The organism is Bartonella sp. AP36NXGY (assembly GCF_042195865.1).
In the GTDB taxonomy this organism is placed as follows: domain Bacteria; phylum Pseudomonadota; class Alphaproteobacteria; order Rhizobiales; family Rhizobiaceae; genus Bartonella.
In genome coordinates this window covers 1-16,118 of record NZ_JBHIPD010000013.1, presented here as the reverse complement: position 1 = coordinate 16,118, position 16,118 = coordinate 1, and the positions used below count along the sequence as shown (strand labels likewise).

The window sequence follows — 16,118 nt, the reverse complement described above, 5'->3', positions numbered from 1 at the left end:
ATGCCTCTATATTTGCGATTCTTATGACAATGACAAAATGATTAATTATCTTTATAAATTAAAATATTTCTTGTCTGTGGTGATAAAGCAGGAATAAAAATACGTCGCGACTGACGACGCTGTACGAGCAAACCCTGATAAACACGTTTTTGTGCCTGACACATTAAGAGTCCACCAAAATAAGGCAAAAGATAGCGAGCAAATGGCTCGTAAAAAAATGAGAACAACCGCGAAAAATACCCCGTAGAGGGCATATAGTGTACAATTTCTTGTATTGGTCCAGAAATAAAATTTGTTTTTTCGAACAAACGAATAAGCTGTTGTTGACTATAAGGTTCGCCATAACCAAAGGGCGTAGTCGTATTGCGCGCCCAAAAGCCAGAGCGATTAGGAACAATAACGATCAAATGACCATTGGGTGCTAAAACACGCCATATTTCATTCAACGTTTCAAATGAATTTTCTGTATATTCTAATGCATGTACCAATAAAATACAGTCAACTGACGCATCAGGAAGTGGCAAATCTTCTTCAAAAACAAGCGCTGTAGCAACTTGCTCAGAACAAGGCCAAGGCGAAACACCCTGAGAAGCTGGCATAAAAGCAAAACATTGTTGGGCACGTTCACGCAATGTAGAAAGATAAGGAAGTGCATAACCCAATCCCATAATCCGTTTATCCGTAAGATCAGGCCACCATAAATTCAATTGGTCACACAGCGTTTTTTGCACACGCAGTCCAAGTGCAGAAGCATAAAAATCTTTCAGCGTAACGATATCCAACTCAACATACCATGTAGAAACAAATTTCAAACATTACAGATTTTCATATACCAAACCTATATGGACTTCTGCTTTTTTTCCGCAATAGCGAACATTTCAATATTGCATATTTTAAACTTAAATGATTAAAAAATCAGTACAACAGGATGATTATTGCCTTACAAGCACTTTAATCATTTTTTTGGAGATAAACCCCATAGAGGTTCTTCATATACTGTTTTTGACATCAATTAAGAAAAAAGCCAACACTGGTTAATTAAAATGAAGCAATCTTTCAAGATAGTTTTTTTCTTCTTCTGAAAGATGCTCTTTACCAAGACGTTTGCGAATTTCATCCAAAATCTGCCGCGTACGCATTTGATCACTTTCTTGTGGTAGTGCCTCGCCTTCTTGTTCTTCATCTGTTTTTGAAGAAAGTGGACGTCCTAACGGATCTTTAGGACCAGAATCAGCATTTTGATCATCTCCCGTTTCTTTAAGTGTTTCGCGCATTTTTTTCAAAACATTTTGTGCACCTTGCCTCAAAGATTCCAAAGCATCAGACTGATTTTGTATAGATACCTGATGATTTCCATTATCAAGCGCATTTTCCGCAGAATTCATTTTTTCTTCTGCCCTTTTCAACGCCCCCCCTGTTTCAAATCCTTGTTCTGATAATTCTTTTTCTAATGTTGATAATTCAGATTGCAATTCAGCTTGACGTTTTTTTAAAGATTTTTTTTGTGTTTCCGGTACATTTTCTCCGCGTTTTTGTTCCATCTCTAACTGATGTGTTTCATTGAGAATTTCTTGCTGACGACGCATTAAATCTCCAAGCTGGTCCATCTTTTCTTTCATTTGTGCAGATTGGCTTTTTTCTCCCTCATTTTGATTGCCTTTTTGCACATGCAAATGATCAAGCGTCTGTTCAACTTCTGCCAAGAGTTGTTCAGCTGCTAAAGAAGAGCCTGTTTTAGCCATTTCCTCAATTAAATTTAGCTTTTCTTGTAATGTAGCTTCAGAAAGATTAGGACTTTTTGAGCTTTTAGAAACTTGACTATCCGGTGCTTTTTCAGCCAAAGCACGAATATACTCATCCATAGCTTGACGTAAATCTGCCATAAGCCGTTCAATTTCTGCCGCTGAAGCACCGTAACGCAATGCATCACGTAAAGCAGCTTGTGCTTGTTTTAACTTTTTTTGCACGGATTCAAGTTGATTGCCTTCAATACCCAAAGCAATTTGCCATAAATAATCCACCACATCGCGCAAATCCTCGTCTGTTTGTGCTAAAGAAAGTCTTGTCCACGCACTTTGTAGAACAATAAAATGCGATGCATTTTGCAACCCCTTTTCTGGACGTACAAGCAAAGCAGAAAGCATATCCAATACACGCTCTTTCACAGAAGCATCAAGAGCTAATAGACGACGCAATTCAACCACTGCGCGTGCAACAGGATTCGAAAAAACACGCTGTGGTAATATCATAACAAAAGTTTTGCTACGCCCTTTCTGCCCCGCACCATCTTCTGCCACCAAAGTAATTTTGACTTGCGAACCTGCCCATGGATGCGCTGATATATCCTGCACCATTCGCATTTTCCCCTTTCCACCACGCGGAAGAAGAAGTTCTATTTCCGGAGCATTATAAAGAGAAGAAGCACTTTTATTCTGAGGAAGAAAAGGCTCTATTTCAACAAAAGCCTTTGTCACACCATAATCATCATCCACCACATATCGTAACTCCAATGATCCCGTTAAAATCCTCCCTGGTTTTTCCAACCAATGAATTGTTGGAAGCGTGTCCTTAATTATCTGCAAATGCCATTGCTGTTTTTTACGACGTGATGATACAAATAAATTTATTGGATGCTTTAAATGTGTTTCAAAATGAACAATTGGATCATTCAAAGCTGTTTGTTCCGTTTTCTCTGAAAACGAAACTTCCCTCCCATCTTCTACAGACTTTGCTTTTACTGTAATGCCAGCCCCATTGACAACACGCACAACAACATTACTCCCTTCAGGGATTTCTAGTTGTGTTTTCTCATCTTTTGTCAAATAAATCGGTGCCACACCGGTATAAGCAGGTGGTGTTACCCAAGCATCAATCCGCATGAGTTTTTCATCAACGATAGGACGAAAATCAAAGGCATCAGCCAAACGCCCCCCTTGTGAACCAAAAGAAAAACTAAAAGCGCACACAAAAAGAAGAGCACACAAAGCCCTCAAAGCCAAAGGATCATAATCCGCATTATTAAGAGAGATAAATCCAGTTTTTAAATGGTATAATTGCTTTGCCATTCGGCGTTGATGTTCACGCCAAATAACAGCACTAAAATCTTCATCATTTTCAGAACATAAACGATCTGTCTGAATATTCAAAGGCTGGTGTCTAAGATCATTAACGCGTTCAAGGCGGCAATTTACTTCCCGCATTGTGGGAAACCGAAAACGAATAAGAAAAAATAAACTCGCCCCAGCACAAAATAGTATAACCCCAAGTAAGAGCAAATGTGACCAATAGCCCAAAATACCAAAAAGTCCCAACCAGCTAAACGAACAAAAGAGACTAAGAACGAGGAAAAATGGCAACAACCGTACCCACATCCGTTCAAATGAAAGGATCCCCCACATCAAAATGCGCACACACAAAAGCTTCATTGCAAAACCTTTGATGTTTTTATTTTTCATAAACAAGCATTTATCCCCTTTTATCGTGGTGCATTAAGATCATAAACCCCATACAAAACAATTTCTAGAAAATAAATTGTTTCATCAAAGTTTAGTAAAAATAAGACCCAAAATATTTAATAATGCTCAATCTAATTTGGGCTCAATCCAATCTGGAATATGATCACAGCCTATCAATTGTGCATAATCAAGGCGTGGACGAATGACTGCATAACGTGTATCCTGAACCAAAACTTCCGGCACCAAAAGTCGACTATTATAAGTGCTTGCCATCACTGCGCCATAAGCCCCTGCTCCTGTTAACATCAAAACATCACCCGCTTTCAACACTGGCAAAGAACGTTCCAAGCCTAAATAATCACCAGTTTCACAAATAGGACCGACAATATCAGCATTAATCAGAGGGGCATCTATTGGTGTTTTTTTCACTGGCATTACATTTTGCCACGCATCATAAAGCGTTGGACGCATGAAATCATTCATCGCCGCATCAACAATAACAAAATTTCGTCCTTCCCCCTTTTTTAAATACACAACCGATGTCACCAACACACCGGCTTCACCAACAATACTACGCCCAGGTTCTAGGATAATATTGATCCCTAAAGGCGCAATATGTTTCTTTACCAGTGCTGCATACTCAAAAGGAGAAGGTACTGGATTCTGCTCATAACCATAAGGAATACCAAGCCCGCCCCCAATATCGATATGGGTTATCGCATAACCATTATTCCATAATTGACGCACAAAATCTGCAACAATAACAAATGCATCCTCAAACGGTTTTAAATCACAAATTTGACTGCCAATATGGAGATCAACACCACACACATGAAGACCAGGCAATTGAGCTGCTTTTTTATATGCATCACCCGCCAAAGACAGTGGAATACCAAATTTATTCTCAGACTTACCTGTTGTAATTTTCTTGTGAGTCTTAGCATCCACATCAGGATTAAGGCGTAAAGAAATACGAGCTGTTTTTGAAAGCGCAGCAGCCCGCGCCGATAATTGTTCAAGTTCTGGCTCTGATTCAACGTTAAAACAATAAATATCTTGTGCAAGAGCAAAATCTATTTCTCTCACTGTTTTACCAACACCAGAATAAACAATATTCTGCGCAGGAATACCAACAGCAAGTGCACGCCGTAATTCCCCTTCTGAGACCACATCAGCTCCCGCTCCATTGTTAGCTAAAAGTTGTAAAACTGCTTGATTGGAATTCGCTTTAACCGCATAAGCAATTAAACTCGGCATATCATGAAATGCATTCTGATAATCTTTAAAATGTGCAACGATTGCGCTAGCTGAATAACAATAAAAAGGTGTTCCAACTTCCCGCGCAAGTTCCAAAAGAGAAAGACCTTCAGCGTGAAGCACACCCTGATGATAAGAAAAAAAACGCATAAAAATTCCTATTGTATTAACCGATCAAGAATAAAAGGTTTATCTGTTTTGCCTTGAGAAACAAAAGTTCCTTGTGAAGAATTCACTCCTGTTGAAGGAGGCATCTCCAATGACCCTTTACGCCCACACCCAACGATACCCAAGCCCCCAAAAAGGACAACCATCAACCCCTTTATTATAATTTTCATCTGTCCTCTTTCCTCATCTCGATTTCTTTTTTACCTTTAAAATACAATCACTCAAGCGCTCACGAGACGCTTTTTCCAATACGCAATTTGTCGAAGAACCTCTGAAGGCGCTGTTCCCCCAAAGCTTTTACGACTTTCAACAGATTTTTCAACGGTCAAAACATCAAAAAGTGTCGCATTGATATCAGGACAAATTGCTTGAAGTTCATCTAATGATAAATCATGAAGGCGACACTGTTTTTTTTCTGCCAATGCCACAGCACACCCTGTGATGTGATGTGCTTTGCGAAAAGGAATCCCTAAATTGCGTACAAGCCAATCCGCAAAATCTGTAGCTGTTGCATACCCTAAATCCGCTGCTTGTTTCATAGCTTTTTTATTCACTTTCAAATCAGCAATCATCCCTGTCATTGCTGCGAGTGATAATTCCAAACTCAAAGCCCCATCAAACACATATTCCTTATCTTCTTGCATATCCTTTGAATAAGCAAGCGGTAATCCTTTCATCACCGTTAACAATCCCATAAGTGCAGCATTCAATCGACCTGCTTTCGCTCGTACTAACTCTGCCGCATCAGGATTTCTCTTTTGTGGCATAATAGATGAACCCGTTGAAAAAGCATCTGATAAATGAATAAAACAAAACTGTTCACTTGACCAAAGAATTATTTCTTCTGCTAAACGTGAAAGATGTGTTGCACAAAGAGCGCCAGCGCTTAAAAATTCCAATGCAAAGTCACGATCTGAAACACTATCAATTGAATTGCGTGTAGGTTCCCGAAAGCCTAGCGCTTTTGCTGTCATAAAACGGTCAATTGGAAAGCCTGTCCCCGCTAAAGCAGCCGCCCCTAAAGGCGATTCATTCATTCGCTCAAGAGCATCACGCATCCGCGATAAATCTCGACCAAACATTTCAACATAAGCCATCATATAATGACCCAATGTTACAGGTTGAGCCAATTGTAAATGCGTAAAGCCTGGCATAAAGGTATCAACATGTTGTTCTGCGCGAATAAGTAATTGCTCTATCAATCCTTTTAAAGCTTGTGCTATCTTTTGCGTTGCTTCACATACCCACAAGCGAAAATCAACAGCAACTTGATCATTGCGTGAACGCGCCGTATGCAAACGCCCAGCTACAGGACCTATCAATTCGCTCAGCCGCGCTTCAATATTCATATGAATATCTTCAAGCTTTCGTGAAAAAACAAATTTACCGTCTTCAATTTCTTGGCGAATAAGTTTCAAACCATGAACAATTTTTTCATAATCTGATTGTGAAATGATTTTCGTTTGCGCTAACATAGCCACATGAGAAAGAGAACCTTCAATATCTTGTCGATAAAGTTTTTGATCAAAATCAATAGAAGCATTAATTTCTTCCATAATTGCAGCAGGGCCTGCCGCAAACCGACCACCCCACATTTGGTTCTTTAACTTCTCATCTGTCATATTCTGAAAACACCCATCCAAAGGACAAAATTATGATTTTTCAAATTTTCATCAGCAAAAAAAACAATAAAAAAAGGCAACTTTCCCTTGCATTCTTTATCATTGCATTGAGTTTATACGCAACCATAAACTACGATACCAAAAGAGAGTTTTTTCTTTTCAATTTCATTTCAGCAGCACAAGCACAAGAAATAAATACTGATAAAGCACGAGCAGAAAAAATGATGGCGATACGAAAAGCAGCAAAAGGCTTTTTTAGCCACATACGATTTGCTGATACGCCCTCAGATATGAATAAACTCTCTTTCAAGGATATTCTAGGAAAAGAGCACACACTCAGCGAATTTACTGGAAAACCAATGCTGGTCAATCTATGGGCTATTTGGTGTGCACCTTGCCGCACAGAAATGCCTGAACTTGCGCAATTAAAACGTGAATTAGGTGGAGAAAACTTTGATGTCATAGCTATTAATATCGATAAAACTGCTTCTCCTGAAAAAATTCAGCAATTTTTACAGAATATTCATTCAGATAATTTGCTTTACTATCGCGATGAAACAATGGATATTTTCAACAATGTTAGAAAACAGGGGCTCGCTTTAGGACTCCCCATTACATTACTCATTGATAAAGATGGATATCTCATTGCTTCTTTCAATGGTGCAGCTCCGTGGGCCAATGACGATGCCAAAGCACTTATAAAAGCAGTCATTAAAGAAGCCCTATAACTTTAATAACCGCGTCTTTTTAAACGTTGTATAACAAGATCCAGTGCTGACAAAAAAGCAGAACGGTCTTTACGAGAAAAAGGACGGGGACCACCTATTATACTGCCCTGTCCACGCAAATCTTCCATCAAATTGCGCATCGCCAAAGCCTGACCAATTGAATTTACATCAAAAATACGCCCCGTTGGCGAAAGACAAAAACCCCCAGCTTGCACAACCCGCGCTGCTAAAGGAATATCACTGGTAATAACGATACTTGCCTCATGCACATGTTCTACGATCCAATCATCAGCACCATTGAATTCACCAGCAACGACCACTCTTTCAATGAGTGCTTCATCTGGAAGGGACAAAGAACGATTTGCCACAACAAATGTCTTAAGCTGATAACGATTCATCACACGATAAACTTCATCTTTTACAGGACAAGCATCTGCATCAATCAACAAAGTGATAGCAGGCTTTATTGGGATAATCATACCTTGGCTTTCAAGCAATAATAAGCTCTTTCATTTATCTGAATGTTGCAAATCCTTGCGATAAAACATTATCGCCGCGTTTATTTCTCCTCCCAAAATAAAAATTGCACTCAATATGTACAGAAAAATAATAGCAACCATAATAGATGCCAACCCTGCATAGGTAGAAATATAATCAAACATCGTTAAATATTGCGCAAAAGCGATAGAAGCCATAAACCATATAAACATTGTCACCACTATTCCTGGTAAAATATCTATAATTTTCCGCCGCCCTGCTGGAAGCCATTTATGAACAATCAAAAGACTGATAAACAAAATAACGATTGCAACTGTATAACGCCATACACGAATAACAGCAATATATTCAGTCATAAAAAAAGAATGATTTTGCATAATTTTGATCAACAAAGGCGCCAAAATCAATAAAAAACTAATCACAACAAGACCAACAGCTCCAAGGATTACAAAAAACAGACTTTGAAAACGACAAAATAACAAACTCCGTCGATCAGTAACACGGTAAGCTTTATTTAAAGCCGTACGCAAAGCCTCTATCCCATTAGAAGCAAAATAAGCCGTTCCAATGACAGAAAGCGTCAACACACCTCCTCGATGAATGGTTAAAACATTAACAATTTCCTGAGATAAAGGCTCTGCAATAACATCAGGCAATAACTGCACCAGTGCTTTAATTTTCTGCGGTGTATAAGTAAAAGCACCTAGAAAACGAGCAAACGATGTTCCAAAAATAAAAAAAGGGAAAAATGCTAAAAGCCCCGATAGCGCAACATGGCTTGCAAAAGCACTCCCACTATCACGCCAATAATGACTTACTGCGTCACACAAAATACGATAGCTATACCAAAAGATATTTTTTAACAAAACTCAATACTTTCTGGTAAAACTCTTCCTCAGTCTATTTCAAGTTTTATAAAAATCATCAAAACTCTGCAAATAAACATTTTGCAATGTTGCAATATAACGGTCAATAATCAATACGGTCAAGCCCGACTTTATACCAAAACAAAAACAATAACCCACTCTATGAAGTTCTACAACGACCTCATTTTTTTGTTACTTCTACAGATCAGGAACCTCTTCTGTACATCATATGCCCTATAGAGAACTAAGCAAGATGATCGTGCACACATAAAATCTTTTGAAGTCATGGTTATCTATATCGGAGCAATCGCCACTCTTTTTTATTGCAATCTATGACTGAGTAGAGAAAAAACTTCTTATCGGTTTTTAGAAAAAACCAACGAAATTCAACAAAAACCTCTTGTTTTTACTCACCCTTTTTTAGAAACATTCTGACGCCCAAAATCAGGAGCATCAATTTCCTGTCCAGCATCAATAATATTGCGGCGTACAGCACGCGTACGTGTAAAAAAGTTAAACAGTGTCTCACCATCTCCTAAATGAATTGCCCGTTCTAAAAAAGCAAGCCCCTCACTAAAACGGCTCAACATTTCTAAAATAGCATCCTTATTATGCAAACAAATATCTCGCCACATAACGGGATCAGAAGATGCTAAACGCGTAAAATCACGAAAACCGGAAGCGGAATAAGCAATCACTTCCGAATTTGTTACTTTTTCTAAATCACTCGCTGTCCCAACAGTATTATACGCAATCAAATGGGGTAAATGTGAAACAATAGCCAAAACAAGATCATGATGCTTAGGTTCCATCTTTTCGACACGCGCACCACAAGCTTCCCAAAACGCTGTTAATTGTGCGACAGCAGCAGCATCGCTATCCGCAAAAGGCGTTAAAATACACCAACGATTCATAAATAAATCAGCAAAACCAGCATCCGGTCCTGAATATTCCGTTCCAGCAATTGGATGCCCTGGAATAAAATGAACCGTTTTTGGCAATAAAGGTGCCATTTCCGCAATAACCAACGCTTTCGTAGAACCAACATCACTCACAATCGCTCCAAGTTTTAAATGATCACGAATGGTTTTTGCCACTTCTGCACTAGCCCCAACAGGAACAGAAAGAATAACCAAATCTGCTCCTTCAACAGCTTTTGCATTATCTGTCGTATAAAAGTCCCCAAGCTCCAATTCTCGCGCTCTTTTCAGGGTTTCTGGACGACGTGTTGCAATAGAAATCTGAGCCGCAAGATTTTTCTTTTTAATCACTCTTGCTAAAGAAGACCCAATCAGACCGATCCCAATGAGTGCTATTTTTTCAAACTGAGTATGGAGCATCTTTCACCTTCAAAGATTCTTTGCAAATGGCAATAAAGACTAATTGTAAAATCACAATTTTCTTGTTTGTTTGTTCAAGAGTTATGCGTAAAACATTAAAAAATGACAACTAGGGAATAAAGAATAACGCAGTTTACCAATTATCACCTGCGCAAGCTGACAACAGATCACTTTACCTAGAAAACACATAAAAAACAAATGACGAGAAATCTAACATCACGCTCTAAAACTCCCTCTTAATTACTGATCAAAGCGCATCACCGAAACAAAATAAAATGCACTCTCAATTAGGATAACAACGACTCTACATAAAATCCCATCAGTTTACTTTATCTTACTAATTTACTCACAAAAAAACACATCAAAAGCGTAAGCAGATACTAACTCTTCTCCAATTATCCCGATACGTTCATTAATTTGTACATTAGACCTATATAAAACGTATTGCGCCTCCACCTACAACATCAACATAAGTTTCGCGAATATTGAAAACACCGTAAAACAACGCATACCAAAAGATACCATTAAAAACATTTTCCTCTCCCGATTCCGGATACCGTAAATCAAATAAATATGAGAAAAACACGCCCTCTCAATAAAGAAAAAGTTTGATAAAAAAAAACACCGAATATCCCTTTAATGGAATCACACCCCTCACGTAAAACAGAACGCCCTCAACAGAATAAATTTGGATTACAAATTCATGGGTTTGTTTTAAAAGACATCTCGCTCCCTAGCCTATCTCACGACAGTGTTCGTAAATGTTATAACTATAAATCTATTAAGCACGACCCTCTTCACACTTAAATAAAACACTATCATTATATTTTCCTACCCCCAATGTTGCAAAAAACCTTGGAATTTGAGAGCATTCATAAGAGGCATTTTTAGTGCTTTCTTGTACAGTTTTTATCTACACGCCCCCCACTTATGACGTGCAAAAGACATTGTTCTGATTGATTTAATATGAAAAATAATAAATTATTAATAATAAACAATGACTAGCTCTGTTTATGAGACACATTCATTGCTAAGATAATCATCTCTGTATCAAACATAAAAGTTTCCCCATAGGTGCTGTGGTTTTCATCATAATCTATTTTGACTTTCTTCTCATCCCATGAAGATTCTTAATTCATACCGATCTGCAAACAATTCATTTTCTTGTCTAAAAGATTCCTCTGGCTCACTATTGTAAATGATTCAATTAATCTATAATACATTGATTTATAAAAATAATACTTTTTTTCAATTTGAATCATAACTTCGAATACTGTAAAATTCTTCCATCACAAACCCTCTTATCAATTAAAATCTCTTGGCTACACGTCACAAGAAGACATGTGAGAAAAAATGATGAAAAACGCTCTCTAATGCTAAAAACTGTAGTAACATTAGAGGCTAGCAAAGTATATAATGAGTGTCGACTTGCGCTTTTATTAAGCATAAAGATAGAGTTGCTCTATGGGTTTTATATTCTTCACAAGGAACTTTACTTCTACACCATTCATAAACACCGCCGCGAAATAGATATGACGCGCATTGAAAAATATTTCTAAGAAAGCGTATGAATCTACCATACAAGTGTCTTCTGTTGTTTGAGATACTCTGTTTTACATGGGGGTGTTACTCCATTAAGACTCTATGAACCAACCTAATATTCACCAAATACCCACACAAAAAAACATCGAACACATAAAATTTCACCTGAGCCTTATATTACTAACCTAAAGAACAGTGTTTTGCGGCACAATAAGATAATAAAACTGTATCAAGATTGTCTTTTTAAGGAAAGTTTTTATCAAACTTTCAAGCTCTTAAAACGCCTTCTCAAAAATAGCGTTCCTTTAACCTCTACCTGATAACGCAAAAGCTGTAATTGCTGAAAATGCTTCTGTATTGTATTTAAAATAAAAAATCATAATATTTTTAAAACACTAAGCGGCCATCTGGCGTCGTGCAATAATTGTAAGCCCTAACAAAACTTGACGAATGATAGCTTCGCCCAAAAGTGGATTTTTACGACTGTCTAAAACAGCACTCTGAATTCTTTCCATTGCATAAGAAATTTGTTCTAACTTCCAATATTTTAAAGCTTGTTCAACGATCTTTTTCCGTTGAAAAAAAATGGGAGGGCGTGCCTGAGAAACCACCGTAAAAGGTGAATTTCCTTCAACCTCTACCTGATAACGCAATAGCTGTAATTGCTGAAAATGCCTTTGAGCTGTACTCAAAATTAAAAAAAGTGCCCCCTGCACTGCTGCATGTCGGTTAAAATGCGCTTCAAAGCCTGATATATCGCCCAATAAAAGAGCATCAATGACTTCATCTTGAGAAAGAGCACTGACATCGCTTACAACAGCTTTCACATCTTCAAGAGTAATATGAACATTTGCAGCGTAAAGACAAAGCTTTTCTAATTCACCTCGTGATACAAGGCGATCCGCCCCTAAACATTCATGCAACCATCTACGTGCATCTAAAGAAAGAGTCTTCTTAAACTGTCCTAAAACCTCATCAATCAAACCGTCAAGAGACCGCATATCATCGGCAAAACAGGGTAAAGCCATCGCTTTTGATGCTGTTTCAACAGCATTGCGCAACCCTGTTCCTTTTTTTAAATCCCCTGCCTCAATGAGAATAAAACAAGCTTCTGGTGGCTTCTCAATTAAAAGTTTTAAAGCAGCAAGAAAACCTTTTTGGTTAGCAGCATTAGAGATCCATATCAAACGATCTCCCCCAAAAAGAGATAACGTACGCGCTTCGTTTTCTAAACGTGCAGGATCTTTATCAATTTCAGCAGCATCCAAACGAATTGTCGAAAATGGATCTTCTATTGCTACCCGTGTAAGTTTTGCAAAACATTGTGCACGCTCACAAATAAGACCACGATCTGGCCCATAAATGAGAACAATAGGAAAAGCACGTGAAAAACGCATTAGAAACTGATCAACTTCATGTGCTTTTTTCTGAGCCACACTATTAATCCATTAACAGTTCATCATCATCAAGAACTTCCCCGCGAACTTTCTGAAACATGCCAATTAAATCATTGACATCCAAGCCCTTACGCTCTTCATGACAGACATCCAAAATCACTTTTCCACCATGCAACATCAAGGTACGATCGCCATAATCAAGAGCCTGACGCATAGAATGAGTCACCATGATAGTCGTTAATTTTTTCTCTTCAACGATTTTTTCAGTCAACCGCATCACAAAATCAGCCATTCCAGGATCAAGCGCTGAGGTATGTTCATCAAGCAATAAAACATCCGCATGTGCTAATGTTGCCATCACAAGACAAACTGCTTGGCGTTGCCCACCTGATAAACTATCCATAGGATTATGAATATATGCTTCAAGACCAATGCCTAATTGAGCAATTTTCTCTCGAAAAAATTGCCGTTTCTCATGATTTAAAGCCGCACGCAAACCACGACGACTTCCTCGAAGAGCAGCAAGAGCCAAATTTTCTTCAATTGTTAAAGAACCACAACTTCCCTCTAACGAATCTTGAAAAACACAAGCAATCTTTCCAGCGCGTTCACTGACTGATTGCCTAGAAACATTTTGCCCATTGATAACCACTTTCCCTGTTGAAGGAAGCGTAGCACCCGCTAAAACACTGAGCAAAGTTGATTTACCAGCACCATTTGAACCAATAACCGTAACAAAACTACCCTGATCAATTTTCAGGTTAATATCAATTAAAGCCTGTTTTTCCAAAGGTGTTTGCGGTTTAAATGTGACCCCAACATGAAAAAACTCAATCACGTTTATGCCTCCTCCAATAGCGTGGCACAATAAGGGTTAAAACAACCAACAGCGAAGTAATCAACTGAAGATCTGTCGACGTATCAATGCCAATGCCATTTGCTTCAAATGCAAATTGCACCGCCACACGATAAAGCACAGACCCTACAATACAGCTGATTATAATCCAAAAAATATTGCGCGTACGAAAGAGAGTTTCACCGATAATCACGGCTGCCAATCCAAAAACAATTGTTCCAATTCCACCGGTAATATCTGTTGCAATCGCAGTTTGAATATAAAGAGAACCACCAAGTGCCACACACGCATTGGAAAGCCCCATTCCAAAATATATCAATGCTGATGTATGGACACCTTGCGCCGTCGCCATGCGTGGATTAGCGCCCATTGCACGCATAGCAAGACCAATTTCACTTTCCAAAAAGCGCCAAATCAAAAACGCCATAACGAGCAACACAATACCAACGAAAAGAGGACGCACAAAAATATCAGACAAACCAAACAGATTATAAAAGGGGGTTAACGCCGTATCAGCAAGTGCTAAATTAACATTAGACCCTCCCATAATTCCCATAATACGAAGATTAACCGTATAGAGTGCTGACATTGTTAAAATAGAAGCTAAAAGATTCAAAATGCCAAAACGCAAATTCAATAGAGCTGTTAATAAACCAGCCACCATACCTGCACAAAAAGCGCATGCCATAGCTGTCCATGCATTGAAACCCAAGAGAATCAAAACACCACAGACACAGGAACCAAGAAGAAACGATCCATCAACTGTTAAATCAGGAAAATCTAAAACCCGAAATGAAAGATAAACCCCTATAGCAACAAACGCATAAATAAGGCCTAATTCCACAGCACCAGAAAACGCAAATATATTCATGTAAAGACAATCCCCATGAAAACTTAACGTATTTTTATTGTATCAACACTCTATCAATAAAAGTTATTGAATCACTTTTGTTGCACGGTCAATAACTGCCTGCGGAATAACAATCCCTGCTTTTTGGGCTGCTTTCAAATCAATTCGAATGTCATTATTAGCCGCCTGCACAACATCAATATCACCAGGCTTTTCACCCTTTAGAATACGCACAACCAATTTCCCAGCATCAACCCCTACATCATAGAAATTCACACCTTGCGTCATAAAAGGCCCGCGCCCGATAGTATTAGCATCAACAGTAAATACAGGCATATTGGCTTCCTCTGAGACCTTTATTGCACCTTCTAAAACAGATAAAATCGTATTATCAGCAGGAACAAAAATAATATCGACCTTACCGATTAAAGCGCGTGCTGCTGCCTGCACATCTGAAGGCTTTGGTGCCGATGAGGGAATAATTTCAATTCCAGCTTTTTTTGCTACATCCTTTAACGTTTTAAGTGTCGAAACAGAATTTGCCTCAGAAGCATTATAAAGATAACCAATTTTTTTCAAATCTGGTTTTACTTCTTGTAAAAGTCTAACACTTTCTGCAACATCTATACGATCCGAACTCCCTGTTACATTACCGCCAGGTTTGGTAAGCGAAGAAACTATTTTAGCTCCGATAGGATCAGAAATCGCTGCAAAGACGATAGGAATTGTTTTTGTTGCCGCAAACATCGTTTGTGCTGAAGGCGTGGTAATTGCTACAATAACATCGGGTTTATCACCAACAAATTTACGTGCAATTTGCGTTGCTGTTGAAATATTACCCTGCGCTGATAAAAAGGTAAGTTGAAAATTTTCACCTTGCTTATAACCATTTGCTGCAAGCACATCTTCCACACCTTTACGAACAGCATCCGCAGCAGGATGGACCATAATTTGCGTTATTGCAACTTTAACGTGTTTAACTTGGTCATCGGCCTTTGCAACACTGTTCATCATAAAAACAGTTGCAATGATAATCCCTAATATATTTATTCTCTTCAACATTATATTCCACCCCTCTCCATGCAAAAATTAAAAAAGGAATAATTTATTACTGAAGAATTTTCTAAAATCAATCTTTATTTCATTTTATCGAAACATGGACAAAATAAATCAAACTAAAATGATATTTTTTTGTTGCAATTCGTAGAAGCCTACGCCATACAGGCAAGACATATATCGAATCGGTAAGCGGGTGTAGCTCAGGGGTAGAGCACAACCTTGCCAAGGTTGGGGTCGTGGGTTCGAATCCCATCGCCCGCTCCATTGAATTTTGTATTTATTCGTTCTTGTATGGAGTTATAGTGTAGCTTGCCAGCAGGTTTTGTATATTTTGCCACTAGGTTTTGTACCAATTTATTTTTTTCAAAGAGTTTTTAAGGGGTTCTCAAAGGGTCTTCAAAGGCCTTTCAAAGATCATTTAAAGCCTCTTTTTCTTTTCTGCTCAAAATCGCAATTTGAGATGATCAATCATTGAGTTGG

General features: G+C 38.3%; 13 protein-coding genes and 1 tRNA gene. 2 read left to right on the top strand and 12 right to left on the bottom strand.

Going from position 1 to position 16,118, the window contains the following annotated elements:
- Window positions 1-41: 41 nt before the first annotated feature.
- The 5 genes from ACFINX_RS06600 to argH form a co-directional block, all read right to left on the bottom strand.
- The gene (locus tag ACFINX_RS06600) at window positions 42-812 is read right to left on the bottom strand and encodes a class I SAM-dependent methyltransferase (RefSeq protein WP_375668523.1); all 771 of its coding nucleotides are present in this window, start codon (window positions 810-812) and stop codon (window positions 42-44) included.
- A gap of 222 nt (window positions 813-1,034) precedes the next feature.
- Entirely contained in the window at window positions 1,035-3,455 is a 2,421-nt protein-coding gene (locus ACFINX_RS06595; RefSeq protein WP_375668522.1) for a TIGR02302 family protein, read from the bottom strand.
- 126 nt (window positions 3,456-3,581) lie between these two features.
- Complete coding sequence (gene lysA, locus ACFINX_RS06590; RefSeq protein ID WP_375629071.1) at window positions 3,582-4,862, bottom strand: diaminopimelate decarboxylase; 1,281 nt, start codon at window positions 4,860-4,862, stop codon at window positions 3,582-3,584.
- A gap of 8 nt (window positions 4,863-4,870) precedes the next feature.
- Complete coding sequence (locus ACFINX_RS06585) at window positions 4,871-5,050, bottom strand: LPS translocon maturation chaperone LptM (RefSeq protein ID WP_375668521.1); 180 nt, start codon at window positions 5,048-5,050, stop codon at window positions 4,871-4,873.
- A gap of 51 nt (window positions 5,051-5,101) precedes the next feature.
- A complete protein-coding gene (gene argH, locus ACFINX_RS06580) occupies window positions 5,102-6,502 on the bottom strand; it encodes an argininosuccinate lyase (RefSeq protein ID WP_375668520.1) in 1,401 nt (466 codons plus the stop codon).
- Between the two features lie 32 nt (window positions 6,503-6,534).
- Between argH and ACFINX_RS06575 the strand changes: the two genes are divergently transcribed.
- Window positions 6,535-7,230 carry a TlpA disulfide reductase family protein gene (locus ACFINX_RS06575; RefSeq protein WP_375668519.1) on the top strand — a complete coding sequence of 232 codons (696 nt, stop codon included), beginning with the start codon at window positions 6,535-6,537 and terminating at the stop codon, window positions 7,228-7,230.
- A gap of 2 nt (window positions 7,231-7,232) precedes the next feature.
- On the opposite strand, the gene ACFINX_RS06570 is transcribed toward ACFINX_RS06575, so the two are convergent.
- The 7 genes from ACFINX_RS06570 to ACFINX_RS06540 all read right to left on the bottom strand — a co-directional run bounded on the left by ACFINX_RS06570 (window position 7,233) and on the right by ACFINX_RS06540 (window position 15,641).
- Window positions 7,233-7,709 (bottom strand): YaiI/YqxD family protein, encoded by a 477-nt coding sequence (locus ACFINX_RS06570; RefSeq protein WP_375612882.1) that lies wholly within the window; start codon window positions 7,707-7,709, stop codon window positions 7,233-7,235.
- Window positions 7,710-7,739: 30 nt separating this feature from the next.
- Window positions 7,740-8,594 carry a YihY/virulence factor BrkB family protein gene (locus ACFINX_RS06565; protein ID WP_375645317.1) on the bottom strand — a complete coding sequence of 285 codons (855 nt, stop codon included), beginning with the start codon at window positions 8,592-8,594 and terminating at the stop codon, window positions 7,740-7,742.
- Between the two features lie 410 nt (window positions 8,595-9,004).
- Window positions 9,005-9,934 (bottom strand): prephenate/arogenate dehydrogenase family protein, encoded by a 930-nt coding sequence (locus tag ACFINX_RS06560; RefSeq protein ID WP_375612737.1) that lies wholly within the window; start codon window positions 9,932-9,934, stop codon window positions 9,005-9,007.
- A 1,937-nt stretch (window positions 9,935-11,871) separates the two neighbouring features.
- Window positions 11,872-12,912 carry a DNA polymerase III subunit delta gene (gene holA / locus ACFINX_RS06555; RefSeq protein ID WP_375648870.1) on the bottom strand — a complete coding sequence of 347 codons (1,041 nt, stop codon included), beginning with the start codon at window positions 12,910-12,912 and terminating at the stop codon, window positions 11,872-11,874.
- 4 nt (window positions 12,913-12,916) lie between these two features.
- Window positions 12,917-13,711 (bottom strand): ABC transporter ATP-binding protein, encoded by a 795-nt coding sequence (locus ACFINX_RS06550; RefSeq protein WP_375618340.1) that lies wholly within the window; start codon window positions 13,709-13,711, stop codon window positions 12,917-12,919.
- Window positions 13,704-14,600, bottom strand: a complete 897-nt coding sequence (locus tag ACFINX_RS06545; protein ID WP_375639923.1) for an ABC transporter permease — start codon at window positions 14,598-14,600, stop codon at window positions 13,704-13,706. Before ACFINX_RS06545 ends, ACFINX_RS06550 begins: the two co-directional genes overlap by 8 nt.
- Before the next feature lie 63 nt (window positions 14,601-14,663).
- On the bottom strand, window positions 14,664-15,641 hold the full coding sequence (locus tag ACFINX_RS06540; RefSeq protein WP_375668518.1) for an ABC transporter substrate-binding protein: 978 nt from the start codon (window positions 15,639-15,641) through the stop codon (window positions 14,664-14,666).
- A 186-nt stretch (window positions 15,642-15,827) separates the two neighbouring features.
- Between ACFINX_RS06540 and ACFINX_RS06535 the strand changes: the two genes are divergently transcribed.
- Window positions 15,828-15,902: transfer RNA gene (locus tag ACFINX_RS06535), tRNA-Gly, on the top strand.
- Window positions 15,903-16,118 lie beyond the last annotated feature (216 nt).